The organism is Oceanimonas doudoroffii (assembly GCF_002242685.1).
Taxonomy (GTDB): Bacteria; Pseudomonadota; Gammaproteobacteria; order Enterobacterales; family Aeromonadaceae; genus Oceanimonas; species Oceanimonas doudoroffii.
Window position 1 is genome coordinate 16,959 of the sequence record NZ_NBIM01000002.1, and the last position, 13,897, is coordinate 30,855.

Annotated in this window: 15 protein-coding genes; 7 read left to right on the forward strand and 8 right to left on the reverse strand. The window is 61.8% G+C overall.

The features are described from left to right. Positions 1-256: 256 nt before the first annotated feature. A complete protein-coding gene (gene ispE / locus B6S08_RS09740) occupies positions 257-1,084 on the reverse strand; it encodes a 4-(cytidine 5'-diphospho)-2-C-methyl-D-erythritol kinase (RefSeq protein ID WP_094200830.1) in 828 nt (275 codons plus the stop codon). A 2-nt stretch (positions 1,085-1,086) separates the two neighbouring features. Then, complete coding sequence (lolB, locus tag B6S08_RS09745) at positions 1,087-1,665, reverse strand: lipoprotein insertase outer membrane protein LolB (RefSeq protein WP_169716393.1); 579 nt, start codon at positions 1,663-1,665, stop codon at positions 1,087-1,089. Between the two features lie 126 nt (positions 1,666-1,791). Between lolB and hemA the strand changes: the two genes are divergently transcribed. The 6 genes from hemA (at position 1,792) to B6S08_RS09775 (ending at position 7,273) form a co-directional block, all read left to right on the forward strand. Next, entirely contained in the window at positions 1,792-3,051 is a 1,260-nt protein-coding gene (gene hemA / locus B6S08_RS09750; RefSeq protein ID WP_094200619.1) for a glutamyl-tRNA reductase, read from the forward strand. A 24-nt stretch (positions 3,052-3,075) separates the two neighbouring features. Beyond that, complete coding sequence (gene prfA, locus B6S08_RS09755) at positions 3,076-4,161, forward strand: peptide chain release factor 1 (RefSeq protein WP_094200620.1); 1,086 nt, start codon at positions 3,076-3,078, stop codon at positions 4,159-4,161. After that, entirely contained in the window at positions 4,161-5,003 is an 843-nt protein-coding gene (gene prmC / locus B6S08_RS09760) for a peptide chain release factor N(5)-glutamine methyltransferase (RefSeq protein ID WP_094200621.1), read from the forward strand. Before prfA ends, prmC begins: the two co-directional genes overlap by 1 nt. Continuing rightward, on the forward strand, positions 4,996-5,802 hold the full coding sequence (locus tag B6S08_RS09765; RefSeq protein WP_094200622.1) for a SirB1 family protein: 807 nt from the start codon (positions 4,996-4,998) through the stop codon (positions 5,800-5,802). The genes prmC and B6S08_RS09765 overlap by 8 nt, the downstream gene beginning before the upstream one ends. Positions 5,803-5,811: 9 nt before the next feature. After that, on the forward strand, positions 5,812-6,657 hold the full coding sequence (gene kdsA, locus B6S08_RS09770) for a 3-deoxy-8-phosphooctulonate synthase (protein ID WP_094200623.1): 846 nt from the start codon (positions 5,812-5,814) through the stop codon (positions 6,655-6,657). A gap of 151 nt (positions 6,658-6,808) precedes the next feature. Next, a complete protein-coding gene (locus tag B6S08_RS09775) occupies positions 6,809-7,273 on the forward strand; it encodes an Lrp/AsnC family transcriptional regulator (RefSeq protein ID WP_094200624.1) in 465 nt (154 codons plus the stop codon). 58 nt (positions 7,274-7,331) lie between these two features. Here the strand turns inward: B6S08_RS09775 and mmuM are convergent, their stop codons facing one another. The 6 genes from mmuM to B6S08_RS09805 all read right to left on the reverse strand — a co-directional run bounded on the left by mmuM (position 7,332) and on the right by B6S08_RS09805 (position 13,244). After that, complete coding sequence (gene mmuM, locus B6S08_RS09780; protein ID WP_094200625.1) at positions 7,332-8,282, reverse strand: homocysteine S-methyltransferase; 951 nt, start codon at positions 8,280-8,282, stop codon at positions 7,332-7,334. A gap of 45 nt (positions 8,283-8,327) precedes the next feature. Further along, positions 8,328-9,077: an amino acid ABC transporter ATP-binding protein gene (locus tag B6S08_RS09785; protein WP_094200626.1), complete on the reverse strand. Its 750-nt coding sequence runs from the start codon at positions 9,075-9,077 to the stop codon at positions 8,328-8,330. An 8-nt stretch (positions 9,078-9,085) separates the two neighbouring features. Then, positions 9,086-10,036 (reverse strand): amino acid ABC transporter permease, encoded by a 951-nt coding sequence (locus tag B6S08_RS09790; RefSeq protein ID WP_094200627.1) that lies wholly within the window; start codon positions 10,034-10,036, stop codon positions 9,086-9,088. Positions 10,037-10,090: 54 nt separating this feature from the next. Beyond that, entirely contained in the window at positions 10,091-10,885 is a 795-nt protein-coding gene (locus tag B6S08_RS09795; protein WP_094200628.1) for a transporter substrate-binding domain-containing protein, read from the reverse strand. A 203-nt stretch (positions 10,886-11,088) separates the two neighbouring features. Further along, on the reverse strand, positions 11,089-11,892 hold the full coding sequence (locus B6S08_RS09800; protein WP_094200629.1) for a slipin family protein: 804 nt from the start codon (positions 11,890-11,892) through the stop codon (positions 11,089-11,091). Next, positions 11,889-13,244, reverse strand: a complete 1,356-nt coding sequence (locus tag B6S08_RS09805; protein WP_094200630.1) for an NfeD family protein — start codon at positions 13,242-13,244, stop codon at positions 11,889-11,891. Before B6S08_RS09805 ends, B6S08_RS09800 begins: the two co-directional genes overlap by 4 nt. 131 nt (positions 13,245-13,375) lie before the next feature. Between B6S08_RS09805 and B6S08_RS09810 the strand changes: the two genes are divergently transcribed. Further along, on the forward strand, positions 13,376-13,810 hold the full coding sequence (locus B6S08_RS09810) for a GNAT family N-acetyltransferase (protein ID WP_094200831.1): 435 nt from the start codon (positions 13,376-13,378) through the stop codon (positions 13,808-13,810). Positions 13,811-13,897 lie beyond the last annotated feature (87 nt).

The window sequence follows — 13,897 nt, forward strand, 5'->3', positions numbered from 1 at the left end:
GGGTGGCGAGACTGGACGGGGCCGTGAACCCGTGTTACGAAAAACAATTTCGCTATCCAGCCCGTTTTCGGAATTATTCTGGTTCGGAACGCCAGTCAGGGGGTTGAGAGAGAGCACTCAACGGTGAGTCGGCCTGCGCCGTGTCTTCCTGCCGGCGACCGCCGGCAGCGAATTGACCCTTGGGATAAGGGAGAAAGCGAGCCCACCCCGCCTTCATGCCATCGCTGCCTGGTCTGTCTTGTTTAATAACGGGGGCTTACAAGGCGTCGAGCGCCGTGTGCAGCGGCGAGATATTACGGCCTTTGACAACAAAGCCACTGGCGCCATCCGGTGCTTTTTTAAGCGCCGATTCGGCTGCCTCACGGCTGTCAAAGGTGCCGAAAATACAGGCGCCGGTGCCCGTCATTCTTGACGGCGCATATTCTAGCAACCAGCTCAGAAGTTTGGCAACCTCGGGGTGTCGCTTTTTGACCAGCCCCTCGCAGTCGTTTTGCCAGGGCATGCTCAGGCGCTGTTCAAGGCTCAGTACCGGGCTGTTGCGGGGGAGGTTCGGGTCGGTAAAAATGGCTGCCGTGGCCACTTCCACCCCCGGGTTGAGCACCAGGTACCAGGGCTCGGGCGGGGCGGCGTCGCTGAAAATATCACCCACGCCTTCGGCAAAGGCGGCGCGGCCGTGCACGAATACCGGCACGTCGGCACCCAGCTGCAGGCCAAGGCCGGCCAATTCGTCATGGTCAAGGCCCAGTTGCCACAGCCGGTTCAGCCCCACCAGGGTGGTGGCGGCGTCACTGGAACCGCCGCCCAGGCCGCCGCCCATGGGGAGGTGCTTGGTGAGGGTGATGTGCGCGCCTTTGCTACAACCCGTGTGCGCTTGCAGCAGGCGTGCCGCTTTAATGATTAGGTTGTCTTCAGGGGCCACTCCGGGCAGGGCCGGGGAAAGGCTCAGCCCGGGGGCTTCTTCAAAGCAAAGCACATCGCCAAAGTCCACAAACTGAAACAGGGTTTGCAGGTCGTGGTAGCCATCACTCCGGCGGCCGGTAATGTACAGAAACAGGTTGAGCTTGGCGGGGGCGGGCAGGCGCAGCGTCACGGGTTCAGCTCCCACCGGCTTACCGCCAGTTTCAGGGTGGTGGTGTCATGGCTCAGTTCCAGCCGGCTGGGCAGCCACAGCTGGTCGATTTGGGTGTAGCCCTGGTAGCTGAGCTGCCAGCCGTGAGACTGCACTTGTGCCGGGCGTCCGTCGGCATCAAAGATCACGGTGTCGGCCTCGCCGGGCAGGCCCTTGATCCAGTCCGCCAGCTGCTCCACCGGCAGATTCCAGCCGGTCAGGCGATACACCAGCTCCTGGGCATTGGTGGCGGTATGGCGCCGGCCTTCACCGTCGACAAGCTCGATGCGGCCGTTGCGCCGGCTGAGGTCAAACACCCGCTTGCCCACCACATTGGTCAGGTTCAGGCGGTAGTCGTCGCTGTGTTGGCGCCAGAACAGGCTCAGGCTGCCGCGCTCTTCGGGAGTGATGATGCCGAGCCTGGCGGCCAGCTGCCAGTCCTGCAGGGCGGCCAGTTGTTGTTTCTGGGCCTGCCAGGATCCGACCGGCGCCTCTTCGGCCCGGTAGGCACAGCCCGAGACCAGCAACAAGCCAAGGCAGATCAATAAAGTACGCACGGCGAGCACTCCGCGTTTGAAAGTGGGTGCTCAGTATAAGGGTAAGGCCGGTGCCTTTTAAAGATTTGGCCTTTCTCGTACAATAGCCGGCTACACGAAGAACGATGTGAGCCGCACCAAATCCTCATGAGCCTGCTGGTACTGGGAATCAATCATAAGACAGCGTCCGTCGCCCTGCGCGAGCGGGTGGCGTTTGGCCCTGATCTTGCCCCCCGGGCGCTGCAGGAGCTGATGAACATGCAGGGCGTGGCCGAAACCGTGATCCTGTCTACCTGTAACCGCACCGAGTTGTATTGCAGCCTCGACGACGAGGGCGACAGCGATGTGGTGCGGCACTGGCTGCAGCAGTTTCACCGCCTGGATGAAGACGAGCTGACCGCCTGTCTGTATCAGCATCAGGGCGAGGACGCCATTCGCCACCTGATGCGGGTGGCCTGCGGTCTCGACTCCCTGGTGCTGGGCGAGCCGCAGATACTGGGCCAGATCAAGCAGGCCTACAGCCAGTCCCATCAGGCCGGCAGCCTCAAGGGGCTGCTGGAGCGGCTGTTTCAGAAGTCCTTTTCCGTGGCCAAGCGGGTGCGCACCGAGACCGACATTGGCGCCAGTGCGGTGTCGGTGGCCTTTGCCGCGGTCAGCCTGGCCAAACGCATCTTTTCGGATCTGGGGCGCACCCGCGTGTTGTTGGTGGGCGCCGGCGAAACCGTCGAGCTGGTGGCGCGACACCTGCGCGAGCAGTCGGTGACCCAGATGATGGTGGCCAACCGCACCCTGGAGCGGGCCCAGAGCCTGGCCCAGGAGTTTGAGGCCGAGGTGATGACCCTGGAGCAGATTCCCGAGTTTCTGCCCCGGGCCGATATCGTGATCAGCTCTACCGCCAGCCCTCTGCCCATTATCGGCAAGGGCATGGTAGAGCGGGCGCTCAAGGCCCGCCGGCACAAACCCATTCTGCTGGTGGACATCGCCGTGCCCCGGGACATCGAGCCCGAGGTGGATGAACTCAACGACGCCTACCTTTACACCGTGGACGATCTGCAGGGCATCATCGAGCAGAACCTCGAGGCCCGTAAACGGGCGGCGGCCCAGGCCGAGCGCATTATTCTGGAAGAGCGGGATCAGTTTATGGCCTGGTACCGCTCGCTGCGCTCGGTGGACCTGATTCGCGACTACCGCACCCAGGCGGAAAGCGTGCGTGAACAGGAGCTGGCCCGGGCGCTGCAGGCCCTGGCCCAGGGGGAAGACGCCACCGAAGTGATGCAGCAGCTGACCCGGCGACTGACCAACAAGCTTATTCATACCCCCACCCAGGCCCTGAGCCAGGCCGGCAAGGACGGCGATCAGGAGATGCTGGCGGTGCTGTCCCGCAGCCTGGGCATCAGTCGGCCCTGAGCCGGCATAACGGCGAGATCCTCGATGAACGAATCCGTACTGAAGAAACTGGAAGGCCTGGAAGAACGCTACCAGGAGGTGCAGGCGCTGCTGGGCGAGGCCTCGGTTATCAATAACCAGGAGCAATACCGGACGCTGACCCGGGAATATGCCCAGCTGGAAGACGTGGTGGCCTGCTTTCAGCGCTACCGTCGGGCCGAGGAAGACCTGGCCGAAGCCAAAGAAATGCTGGCGGAAGACGACGCCGAGCTCAAGGCCATGGCCCGGGACGAGATCGACAGCGCCGAGGCCGCCATCGACACCCTGAGCCAGGAGCTGCAGATTTTGCTGCTGCCCAAGGATCCCAGGGACGACAACAACTGTTTTCTGGAGATTCGTGCCGGTGCCGGGGGCGATGAGGCGGCCATCTTTGCCGGCGATCTGTTTCGCATGTACAGCCGCTATGCCGAAACCCGGCGCTGGCGGGTGGAGATCGTCAGTGCCAGCGAGGGCGAGCACGGCGGCTTCAAGGAGATCATCGCCCGCATCGAGGGCGCCGGCGTCTATGGTCAGCTCAAGTTCGAGTCCGGCGGCCACCGAGTGCAGCGGGTGCCCGAAACCGAATCCCAGGGCCGCATTCACACCTCTGCCTGCACGGTGGCGGTGATGCCCGAAATACCCGAGGCCGAGGCCCCGGAGATCAACCCGGCGGATCTCAAGGTGGACACCTTTCGCGCGTCCGGTGCCGGTGGTCAGCACGTCAACAAGACCGACTCGGCCATTCGCATTACCCACCTGCCTACCGGCATGGTGGTGGAATGCCAGGACGAGCGTTCCCAGCACAAGAACCGCGCCAAGGCCATGGCGGTGCTGGCCTCGCGCCTGGCCCAGGCGGAGCAGGACAAGCGTCAGGCCGAAGAGCAGAGTGAGCGGCGCAACCTGCTGGGCAGCGGCGATCGTTCCGATCGCATTCGCACCTACAACTTCCCTCAAGGGCGAGTGTCGGATCATCGGATCAACCTGACCCTGTACCGGCTGAGCGAGGTGCTGGAAGGCCAGCTGGACATGCTCACTCAGCCCATTCTGCAGGAGCACCAGGCCGACCAGCTCGCCGCCCTGGCGGGTCAGTGATGAGGCTGAGCGAGCTGCGCAATCACTTGCGTGAGCAACTGGCCGGGGGCGAGTCGCCGGCGCTGGATGCCGACGTCTTGCTGTGCCACGTGCTGGGCAAACCCCGCAGTTTTCTGCTGGCCTGGCCCGAATTCGAGGTGTCTGCCGAGCAGAAGGCCGAGCTGGCTGAACTGATAACTCGCCGCCAGGCCGGTGAGCCGGTGGCCCACCTGACCGGACAACGGGAATTCTGGGCCCTGATGCTGGAAGTCACTTCGGATACCCTGATCCCCAGGCCCGACACCGAAATCCTGGTCGAGGCCGCGCTGACGCGCCTGCCCCAGCGACCGGCGCGAGTGGTGGATCTGGGCACCGGCACCGGCGCCATTGCCTTGTCCATCAAGAGCGAGCGCCCCGCCGACACCGTGCTGGCGGTGGAATTTAACCCCGCCGCCGCCGCCCTGGCCCGGCGCAATGCCGAACGTCTGGATCTTCAGGTGGAGGTGCGGGAAGGCAGCTGGCTGGCGCCGCTCGCCGGGCTCACCTTTGACATGATCGTGTCCAACCCGCCCTATATCGACGCCGCCGATCCGCACCTGGCCGAAGGCGATGTGCGCTTTGAGCCGCTGTCGGCCCTGGTGGCCGAGGATGAGGGCCTGGCCGACATTCGCCATATTGCCGCTCATGCCCCGGCGCAACTCACGGCCGGTGGCTGGCTGCTGGTGGAGCACGGCTGGCAGCAGGGGGAGGCGGTGCGGCACATTTTTATCGATAATGGATTTGAGAAAGTCACCACGCTGCGCGACTACGGTGGGCAGGACAGGGTGACGCTGGGCTGTTTGCCCGGGAGAGAGCATGCTTGAAAGCAATATCAGTGCGCGCTGGTTGGGTGAGGAGCCTCTTGAGCTGATGACCCTGGCGCTTGACGTGGTGGAAAGCCTGGCGGGCCCGCAAGCCCGGGATGAGGCCGAGCGGGAGCTGTTCGCCCTGGAGCGGGCCCTGGCCGAGGAGCTGGAAGGCATGCAGGTGGCCCAGCACCTGCTGCCCTGCCTGTATCAGGGGCTGGGCCTTAGCGGTGACAGCGAGACCTTCTTTTCCATCGACAACTGCCTGATGAACCGGGTGCTGGCACGGCGCGAAGGCATTCCGGTGAGCCTGGGAATTCTGCTGATTCACCTGTGCCGGCGCTTTGGTGTCAAAGCCGAAGGCATCTGTTTTCCCGGCCATTTTCTGGTTCGAGTGTGGGTGAAAGAAGAGGGTGTCATTATCGATCCCTTTACCGGCCGGCCACTGAGCCGTCGTGAAATCGAGCAGTTGCTGCGGGGCGCCCAGGGCAACCTGGCCCGGCTCACTCCGGAGCACCTCAAGGGTGCCGACGACAGCGAGATCCTGGCGCGATTGCTGAATGTGACCAAGGCCGCCTTTATTCACGATCAGCAATTTGGCCAGGCCCTGGCCTGCAGCGAGCTGCTGTTGCGGCTCAAGCCCGACTGCCCCTTTGAGCGGCGGGATCGGGGCTTTCTGTATGAGCAGCTGGACTGCGGCAGGCTGGCCGCCGACGATTTCGAATTTTTTATTGAGCACTGTCCGGAAGATCCCATCGCCGACGTGCTGAAAGCCCAGATAGCGGGCCTCGATCTGAGCCCCAAAACCCTCCACTAAGGAGCCGAGATGAAAACTGTACACATCAATGACATTGCGGTCGCCAACGACAAGCCCATGGTGCTGTTTGGCGGCATCAATGTGCTGGAATCCCGGGATCTGGCCATGACGGCCTGCGAGCACTATGTGAAGGTGACCGAAAAGCTGGGTATTCCTTACGTGTTCAAGGCCAGCTGGGACAAGGCCAACCGCTCCTCAATTCATTCCTTTCGTGGCCCGGGCCTGGAAGAGGGTATGAAGTTGTTGCAGGAAGTGAAGGACACCTTTGGCGTGCCGGTGATCACCGACCTGCACGAGCCTCACCAGGCGGCTCCGGTGGCCGAGGTGGCGGACGTGATCCAGCTGCCGGCCTTTTTGGCCCGCCAGACCGACCTGGTGCAGGCCATGGCCGATACCGGCCGGGTGATCAACATCAAGAAGCCCCAGTTCCTGAGCCCGGGGCAGATGAAGAACATCACCGACAAGTTTATCGAGTGCGGTAACGATAAATTGATCCTGTGCGAGCGGGGCAGCAACTTTGGTTACGACAACCTGGTGGTGGACATGCTCGGCTTTGGCGTGATGAAAAAGGCCACGAACGACGCGCCCATCATCTTTGATGTGACCCATGCCCTGCAGTGCCGGGATCCGCTGGGTGAGGCCTCCGGCGGCCGTCGCGAGCAGGTGCTGGATCTGGCCCGGGCCGGCCTGGCCACCGGCCTGGCCGGCCTGTTCCTGGAAGCCCATCCCAATCCTGAACAGGCCCGCTGCGACGGCCCCAGCGCCCTGCCGCTCGACAAGCTTGAGCCTTTCCTGACTCAGCTCAAGGCCCTGGACGAGCTGATCAAGGGCTTTGCCCCGCTGGATATTCGCTGATTCGGTGTAGCAGTCAGCGAACGGGCGGCCATTGGCCGCCCGTTTTTTTTGACAACATAACCGGTATGGCTTGAGCGAAAAAGGAGCCTTTATTAGAATGGACGTCTAGACGCATTTATGGCTTTAGTGTCGGGACGAGATTTGCTTGCCAATGAGTGAAAACCTGGATCATTTTGATCGAAAAATATTGTCTATCGTACAGCGCAGCTGCCTGACCCGCAGTGAAGTGATTGCCGAAGAGGTGGGATTGTCGGCATCTGCGGTACAGCGGCGGTTGAAGCGATTGCGTCAGCGAGGCGTGATCAGTGCCGATGTGGCGGTGGTCGACAACCGTAAGGTGGATAACCTGATGACCTTTATCGTCGGCCTGGAAATTGAGCGCGAGAACTACCAGGTAATGGATCGCTTTATGCGTTGGGCCCAGACTCAGGACGCCATGCAGCAGATTTTTTATGTGACCGGCTCGGTGGATCTGATGCTGGTCATTCTGGCCCGGGACGTCACCGAATACGATGACATTGCCGCCGCGACCATGGCGCAGTTTCCGGAAATCAAGCGCATGAATACCAATGTGGTGCTCAATGTCCTGAAGTCCGGACTTTCCTTGCCACTCTAGCTTTCTCAAGCGTTGATAAAACACCGCCCTCGCCGCCGGCCAAGCGCCGGCGGCGGCGTTATTGCTGCGGGCGCAGCCGGGCGCTGACGGCGGCAATATCCGCCGGAGAGGTGCGACAGCAGCCGCCGATAAGGCGGGCACCCTCGCGGTGCCAGTGTTCGGCGGCCCCGGCGTATTGCTCGCTGTTAACAGGGCCGTGCCAGCATTTATGGTCCGCATCATACTGTTCCCCCGAATTGGGATAAACCAGCAGCGGCTTGCGGCTCACGCCCTGCACCGAACGCAACAGGCCCGGTACATGCTCGGGGGCGGTGCAGTTCAGGCCGATGGCGACCACGGAGTGATATGGCTCCAACGCGGCCACACAGTCACTCAGTCGCTCTCCCTGGCAGTTGTGTTCCCGGCTTTGACAGCTGAAGCTGATCCAGCCACACGCGTCGGGAATGGCGTCCATCAGGCGCGCCAGGGCTCGGGCCTCACTCAGGCAGGGCAGCGTCTCGCAGGCTAGCAGATCGGCGCCGGCGGCCAGCAATACCTCAAGCCGAGGGCGGTGAAAGGCCATCAGCTCCTCTTCCGTCAGGGCGTAATGCCCCCGGTATTCAGAGCCGTCTGCCAGCATGGCACCATAGGGGCCCACCGACGCGGCAACCAGCGGCCGGGGGCGGCGATTCTGCTGTTCGGCATTGAGGGCGTTCCAGAAATTGTCCCGTGCCCTGGTGGCCAGCCTCACGGCCTGGTGCATCAGCTCGGCGGCCTGCTCGGTGTCGAGGCCACGACGGGCGAAGGCCTCAAAGGTAGCCTGATAGCTGGCGCTGATGGCAACGTCGGCACCGGCCGCAAAGTAATCGTAATGAACGTCGTAGATAAGTTCGGGCTGCTCTATCAGGATCTTGGCAGACCACAGTGGATCCTTGAGATCGCAGCCCCTGGCCTCGAGTTCGGTGGCCAGGGCGCCATCGAGAATGGCAAGGGAATGCTGTGCAAGCAGGGCTTCAATTGGATTTGACATGACACTCCTTGGGGCAACACCGGCTGGCCGGTGGCGGCTGCTGGGTTAGAGAATTTGCGATAAAAACTGCTGCAATCGAGGGTGGGAAGGCGCACCGAAAAAGCACGCCGGCGTGTCTTCCGCCAGCACCTGGCCATCGGCCATGAACAGCACCCTGTCCGCCACTTCCCGGGCAAAGCCCATCTCGTGGGTGACCACCACCATGGTCATGCCTTCCCGGGCCAGTGCCTTCATGACCTCCAGCACTTCCCCCACCATTTCCGGATCCAGTGCCGATGTCGGCTCGTCAAACAGCATGATGCGAGGCTGCATGCACAGCGCTCGGGCAATGGCCACCCGCTGCTGCTGGCCGCCGGACAACTGTCCGGGATAGTGTTCAACGCGTTCGGCCAGGCCGACCTTGTCCAGCAGTGCCCTGGCCTGCTGTTCAACTTCGGCCCGCGGCCGCCTGGCAACCTTGAGCGGCGCCAGCATCACGTTTTGCAGCACCGTCTTGTGGGGAAAGAGGTTAAAGCCCTGAAACACCATGCCCACCCGTTGCCGCAGCCGGTTGATGTTGGTGGCGCCGTGATACATGTCGACGCCTTCGATCTCGATGTGGCCGGCACTCAGGGTTTCCAGCCTGTTGAGGGTGCGCAGAAAGGTGGACTTGCCCGAGCCCGAAGGGCCGACGATTACCACCACTTCGCCCCGTCTGACTTCCAGCGAGACCTGTCGCAGGGCCTGGCAACCGTTGTCGAATACCTTGTCGACCCGCTGTGCCCGTACCACAGTGTCTGTGTGTTCTGTGTGCATGTTACTTCCTAGTGTGCCGCCGCCATGCGTTGCTCCAGTCGCTGTACCAGCCAGGACAGGGAGGCGGTCATGACCAGATAGAGCAGGGCGATGGTGAACCAGACCTCAAAGGGGGCAAAGGTCGATGACACCACCTCTCGCCCGGCCTTGCTCAGATCGGTCAGTGAGATCACCGAGACCAGCGAAGAATCCTTGATCAGGTTGATGAATTGCCCGGCCAGGGCGGGCAGGCTGCGTTTAAGCGCCTGGGGCAGGATCACCTCAACCATGGCCCGAACGTAGCTCATGCCCAGCGAGCGTGCCGCTTCCATCTGTCCGGGGGGGACCGACTGAATGCCGGCCCGAATGATTTCCGCCACATAGGCGGCGCTGAACAGGGTCAGGGCGGTTACGCCGGCGGTGAAACGGTCGAGGGACAAGACGGTGCCGACAAAGAAATAGATGATGAAAATCTGCACCAGCAGCGGCGTGCCACGAATGATTTCGATATAGAGAATGCACAGTTTACGCAGGGCCGGGTTGGCGGAGATTCGTCCCAGGCCAATGGCAAGGCCCAGCAGCACCGAGCACACCAAGGACACCACCGACAGCTTCAGGGTCATCAGCATGCCTTCGGTGATGGGACCGATGCGCAGGCTGTCGAGGCGAGCGATTTCATCCCCTTCAAACAGCAGATCACCATCGGCGACCTGCAGGCTGGTGTACTGGTTCAGGATCAGGGGGGCGTCGCCATAATCGGAGATCAGGGTCAGCGTATGGCCGTCGTCACCCAGTTCGGCGCGGCCATCAAAGGGGGCGCGAATGGACTGGGGCGAGGTATCGACGATATAGGGAAGCACCCGTTCCCAGTGCCAGTTGTAGTCGATGCTCTTGCTGGACCAGTAGATACCGCCGGCCAGCATCAGCACGATGGCCGTAAAAACGCCGTTCCACAGCCAGCGGTGTGTGGCAACCTGCATATTAATTCCTGTCAATCCGGCCGGCGGTCTGGGCCGCCGGCGATACTGTCATGCTCACTGAACCCGGCTGACCCAGGCATCGCTCTCGAACCACTTGCCATAGATGCGATCGTAGGTGCCGTCTCCCTTGATTTGACGCAGGAAGTTGTTGAGAAAGTTAAGGTAATCGGCATCACCCTGGCGCACTGCCCAGCCCATGGGGCCGTAGGTAAAGGCCTCGGAGAGGTGCACCAGCCGGCCCGGATTTTGTGCCGCATAGACGCTGTTGTAGCTGATGTCGTAAACGAAGGCATCGGCCCGTCCGTTGGCGACTTCCTGGGCTGCGTCGGCGGAGCTTTCAAACAGTCGCGCATTGGCCTGGCTGAGATAACGCTTGATGGCAAACTCACCCGTGGTGCCCAGCTGGGCGGTGACCGTGTAGGCGGCATCGTTCAGCTGGCGGTAGGAGTGAATGCTATCGGCCAGTTTCGGGTGGATCAGGACGGTCTGACCGGCATCGAGGTAAGGGTTGGCAAAGTTCACGCTCAGGTTGCGCTCGGGGGTGATCGACATGCCCAGGATCAGATCGCACTTGTTGGTCTGTAGCGCCGGAATGATGCCATCCCAGCCGGTATTGACCGGCACGAATTTGGTATTGATCGATTTCGCCATGGCCTTGGCAATATCAATATCGAAGCCGATGAAATTCCCTTTCTTGTCGGTCATCTCAAAGGGAACGTAGCCGGATTCAAAGCAAAAGCGAAACTCGCCCGAACGCTGGATTTGCTCCAGGGTGCCCTGGGCGCTGGCCGGGCCGGCGAGCAGGCTCAGGCTTGAGCCGAGCAAAATGAGGCTGAGGTATTTTTTCATGAAACAGTCCCTGAATCGATGAAGGTATCGAAAGCGCGGTTTCGATGGTCAATAAAACGGAGGTGCCTATTTTATGCGATTCCCCATGGGGAGATTCCGCGTTATGAGGGAAGAATGAGAGGGATTTCGGCGCGGGCGATAAAGGCTGTCCCGCACGTTTGGGATGTGCGGGAGCGGCTTTTTATTCAGGATTTGCTGCCGGCTCAGGTGGGCTCGCGCGGCGAATGGGGATCCTCAACATTGGGGCTGTGTGCCCCCATTTCCTGCAGGATTCGGCCCAGCTCCATGGGCAGGGGAAACACCACTATTTTGCTGTTGTCACTGCTGATCTCGGTCAGGGTCTGCAGGTAGCGCAGCTGAATCGCTTCCGGCTGGCGGGCCAGCATGCGGGCCGCTTCCAGCAGTTGCTTGGATGCCTCCAGCTCACCGGTGGCATGGATCACCTTGGCCCGGCGGGAACGTTCCGCCTCGGCCTGACGGGCAATGGCGCGAATCATGGACTCGTCGAGATCCACGTGCTTGATCTCCACCGCCGTTACCTTGATGCCCCAGCCGTCGGTGCTCTGATCCAGAATGCGCTGCAGATCCGCGTTCAGGGTGTCCCGGGCCGAGAGGATCTCGTCCAGTTCGTGCTGGCCCAGCACCGAGCGCATGGTGGTCTGGGCCAGCTGGCTGGTGGCTTCCAGGTAGTTTTCCACGTTGATGATCGCCTTTTGCGGATCCAGCACACGAAAATAGAGCACGGCGTTCACCCGCACGGTGACGTTGTCTTTTGAGATCAGATCCTGGGACGGAATGTCCATGGTCACAATGCGCAGATCCACCCGCACCATTTGCTGCACCAGGGGGATCAGAATGATAAAGCCCGGCCCCTTGACCTTGTGAAAGCGGCCAAGCAGAAACACCACGCCCCGTTCGTATTCCCGTAAAATGCGGAACATGCTGGCAAACAGCATGACCAGCAGAATAACGATCAGCAGCTGAAAATAAATAAAGTCGATGATCATTCCCCAGTCTCCTTTACCGGTTTTACTTCAAGCACCAGATCCCGCACTGCCACTACCATTACCGTGCTGTGCGCGGACACGGGCTGCGGGCTGTGGGCCTGCCAGCGTTCGCCCAGCACCAGCACAGTGCCCTCGGGGCTGAGCTCGGTCAGTGCCACGCCCTGCTCGCCGACCATGGCGTCGGTTCCCGACACCGGCGCCGCCCGGCGTTGCTTCACTATCATGCGCACCACCACCAGGATCAGGCCGAGGGAAAACACCGTAAAGGCGGCGATAAAGGGCCAGGCCACGCGAAAGGCCTCGTCCGGGGTGTCGAACAGCAACACGGAGCCAAGCACAAAGGCCACCAGGCCGCCGCCGCCAAAAATGCCGAAGCTGGGCGACAGTCCTTCCGCCACCATCAGCGCCAGTCCCAGGGCCAGCAACCCCAGCCCCACCATATTGAACGGCAGCATCTGCAACGACAGCATGGCCAGCAGCAGGCAGATGGCGCCGATCACCCCGGAGACGCCGAATCCCGGGCTGTAAAACTCCAGCAGCAGGCCGTATACGCCCACCAGCATCAGCAGGTAGGCGATATTGGGATCGCTGATGGTAATGATGAACTGCTGGCGCCAGTCGGGCTGGCGCTGCTCGGCGATCAGCCCCGCAGTGGCCAGGGTGAGGGTGTCGTTTTTGAGTTTGACTTCGCGGCCGTCGAGCTGCTGCAACAGTTCGGCAATGTCGCCGGCCATCAGCTCAATCACGTTCTGCTCCAGCGCCTCGGGGGCGGTCAGGGTGGCGGCGTCGCGTACCGCCTGCTCCGCCCACTCCACATTGCGTCCCCGCAACTGGGCCAGGCTGCGCAGGTAGGCAATGGCGTCGTTGAGCGACTTGCGTTCCATGGCACTGCCGGCAGACGGAGATGACTCGTCGTCCTTTTCCTCGTTTTTCCCCTCGTCCCTGTCGTCGGATGGCGGCGTGCCGGCCGGCATCATCTGCACCGGGGTGGCGGCCCCCAAGTGAGTGCCCGGCGCCATGGCGGCAACGTGACTGGCGTAGAGAATATAGGTGCCGGCAGAAGCGGCCCGGGCGCCGCCGGGGGAAACATAGACCACCACGGGAATGCTGGACTCCAGCATGGCGCTGATAATGTCGCGGGTGGCACTGTAAAGGCCGCCGGGGGTATCCATGGTCAGCAGCACCAGGGCCGGGCGTTCCACCTGGGCCTGGTTGAGCTCGGTTACCAGGTAGTCGGAAATACCGGGGCCGATGGCGCCTTTGATATTCAGCTGCCAGTAGCGTTCCTGGGCCGGGGCCAGGGCGCTGAACAACAGCAGCCACAGCCACCACCAGCCTGTTCGCCCACTCATGCTGCCTCCTTTTTGTTCACACCTTGAAGCTTAGCCCTCTGCTCATTATTTAAACAGTTATCGGCAAGAAGGAAGCAACGGCGGAGGCTTTGCCTTACCATGGCGCCCGTACCAACAAGCAGGATGAAGACATGAACATCAGACCCGCAAGCAGGGCCGATCTCGCGGCGGTCCATGGCCTGGAGTGCGCCGCCTTTGGGGAGCACGGCTACCCGGACTTTTTTCTGCGTCAGGCCTGGGATCTATGGCCAGGCTCGCTATTGGTGGCCGAGAGCGAGCACGAATTGCTGGGCTATGCCCTGGCGGGCCGGGGGGAGGTGGCGAATGAAGGCTGGATATTGTCGCTGGCGGTGACACCGGCGGCGCGCGGGAGAGGGCTGGGCCGGCAACTGCTGCAGGTGGCGGTAACCGCCCTGGAAAGTCAGGGGTGTAAGCGCATTAAACTGACGGTATTGCCCGACAACCCGGCCCTACACCTTTACCAGAGTCTGGGCTTTGCCGAAGCCGGCCGTGAAGAGGATTATTTTGGCCCCGGCGAACCCCGGCTGGTGATGGTGAGAGGCTAATTCGAATCAGAGGTTATGAAAGATGTGAATGAGTGCAGCAAATTCCAGCATTCTGCGGCGGGCTTCATGTTGCGATTCGCTACTCTC

Coding starts and splice junctions, on each gene's coding strand:
- hemA (WP_094200619.1), top strand. CDS start 1,792: ATGAGCCTGCTGGTACTGGGAATCAATCATAAGACAGCGTCCGTCGCC.
- prfA (WP_094200620.1), top strand. CDS start 3,076: ATGAACGAATCCGTACTGAAGAAACTGGAAGGCCTGGAAGAACGCTAC.
- prmC (WP_094200621.1), top strand. CDS start 4,161: ATGAGGCTGAGCGAGCTGCGCAATCACTTGCGTGAGCAACTGGCCGGG.
- B6S08_RS09765 (WP_094200622.1), top strand. CDS start 4,996: ATGCTTGAAAGCAATATCAGTGCGCGCTGGTTGGGTGAGGAGCCTCTT.
- kdsA (WP_094200623.1), top strand. CDS start 5,812: ATGAAAACTGTACACATCAATGACATTGCGGTCGCCAACGACAAGCCC.
- B6S08_RS09775 (WP_094200624.1), top strand. CDS start 6,809: ATGAGTGAAAACCTGGATCATTTTGATCGAAAAATATTGTCTATCGTA.
- mmuM (WP_094200625.1), bottom strand. CDS start 8,282: ATGTCAAATCCAATTGAAGCCCTGCTTGCACAGCATTCCCTTGCCATT.
- B6S08_RS09785 (WP_094200626.1), bottom strand. CDS start 9,077: ATGCACACAGAACACACAGACACTGTGGTACGGGCACAGCGGGTCGAC.
- B6S08_RS09790 (WP_094200627.1), bottom strand. CDS start 10,036: ATGCAGGTTGCCACACACCGCTGGCTGTGGAACGGCGTTTTTACGGCC.
- B6S08_RS09795 (WP_094200628.1), bottom strand. CDS start 10,885: ATGAAAAAATACCTCAGCCTCATTTTGCTCGGCTCAAGCCTGAGCCTG.
- B6S08_RS09800 (WP_094200629.1), bottom strand. CDS start 11,892: ATGATCATCGACTTTATTTATTTTCAGCTGCTGATCGTTATTCTGCTG.
- B6S08_RS09805 (WP_094200630.1), bottom strand. CDS start 13,244: ATGAGTGGGCGAACAGGCTGGTGGTGGCTGTGGCTGCTGTTGTTCAGC.
- B6S08_RS09810 (WP_094200831.1), top strand. CDS start 13,376: ATGAACATCAGACCCGCAAGCAGGGCCGATCTCGCGGCGGTCCATGGC.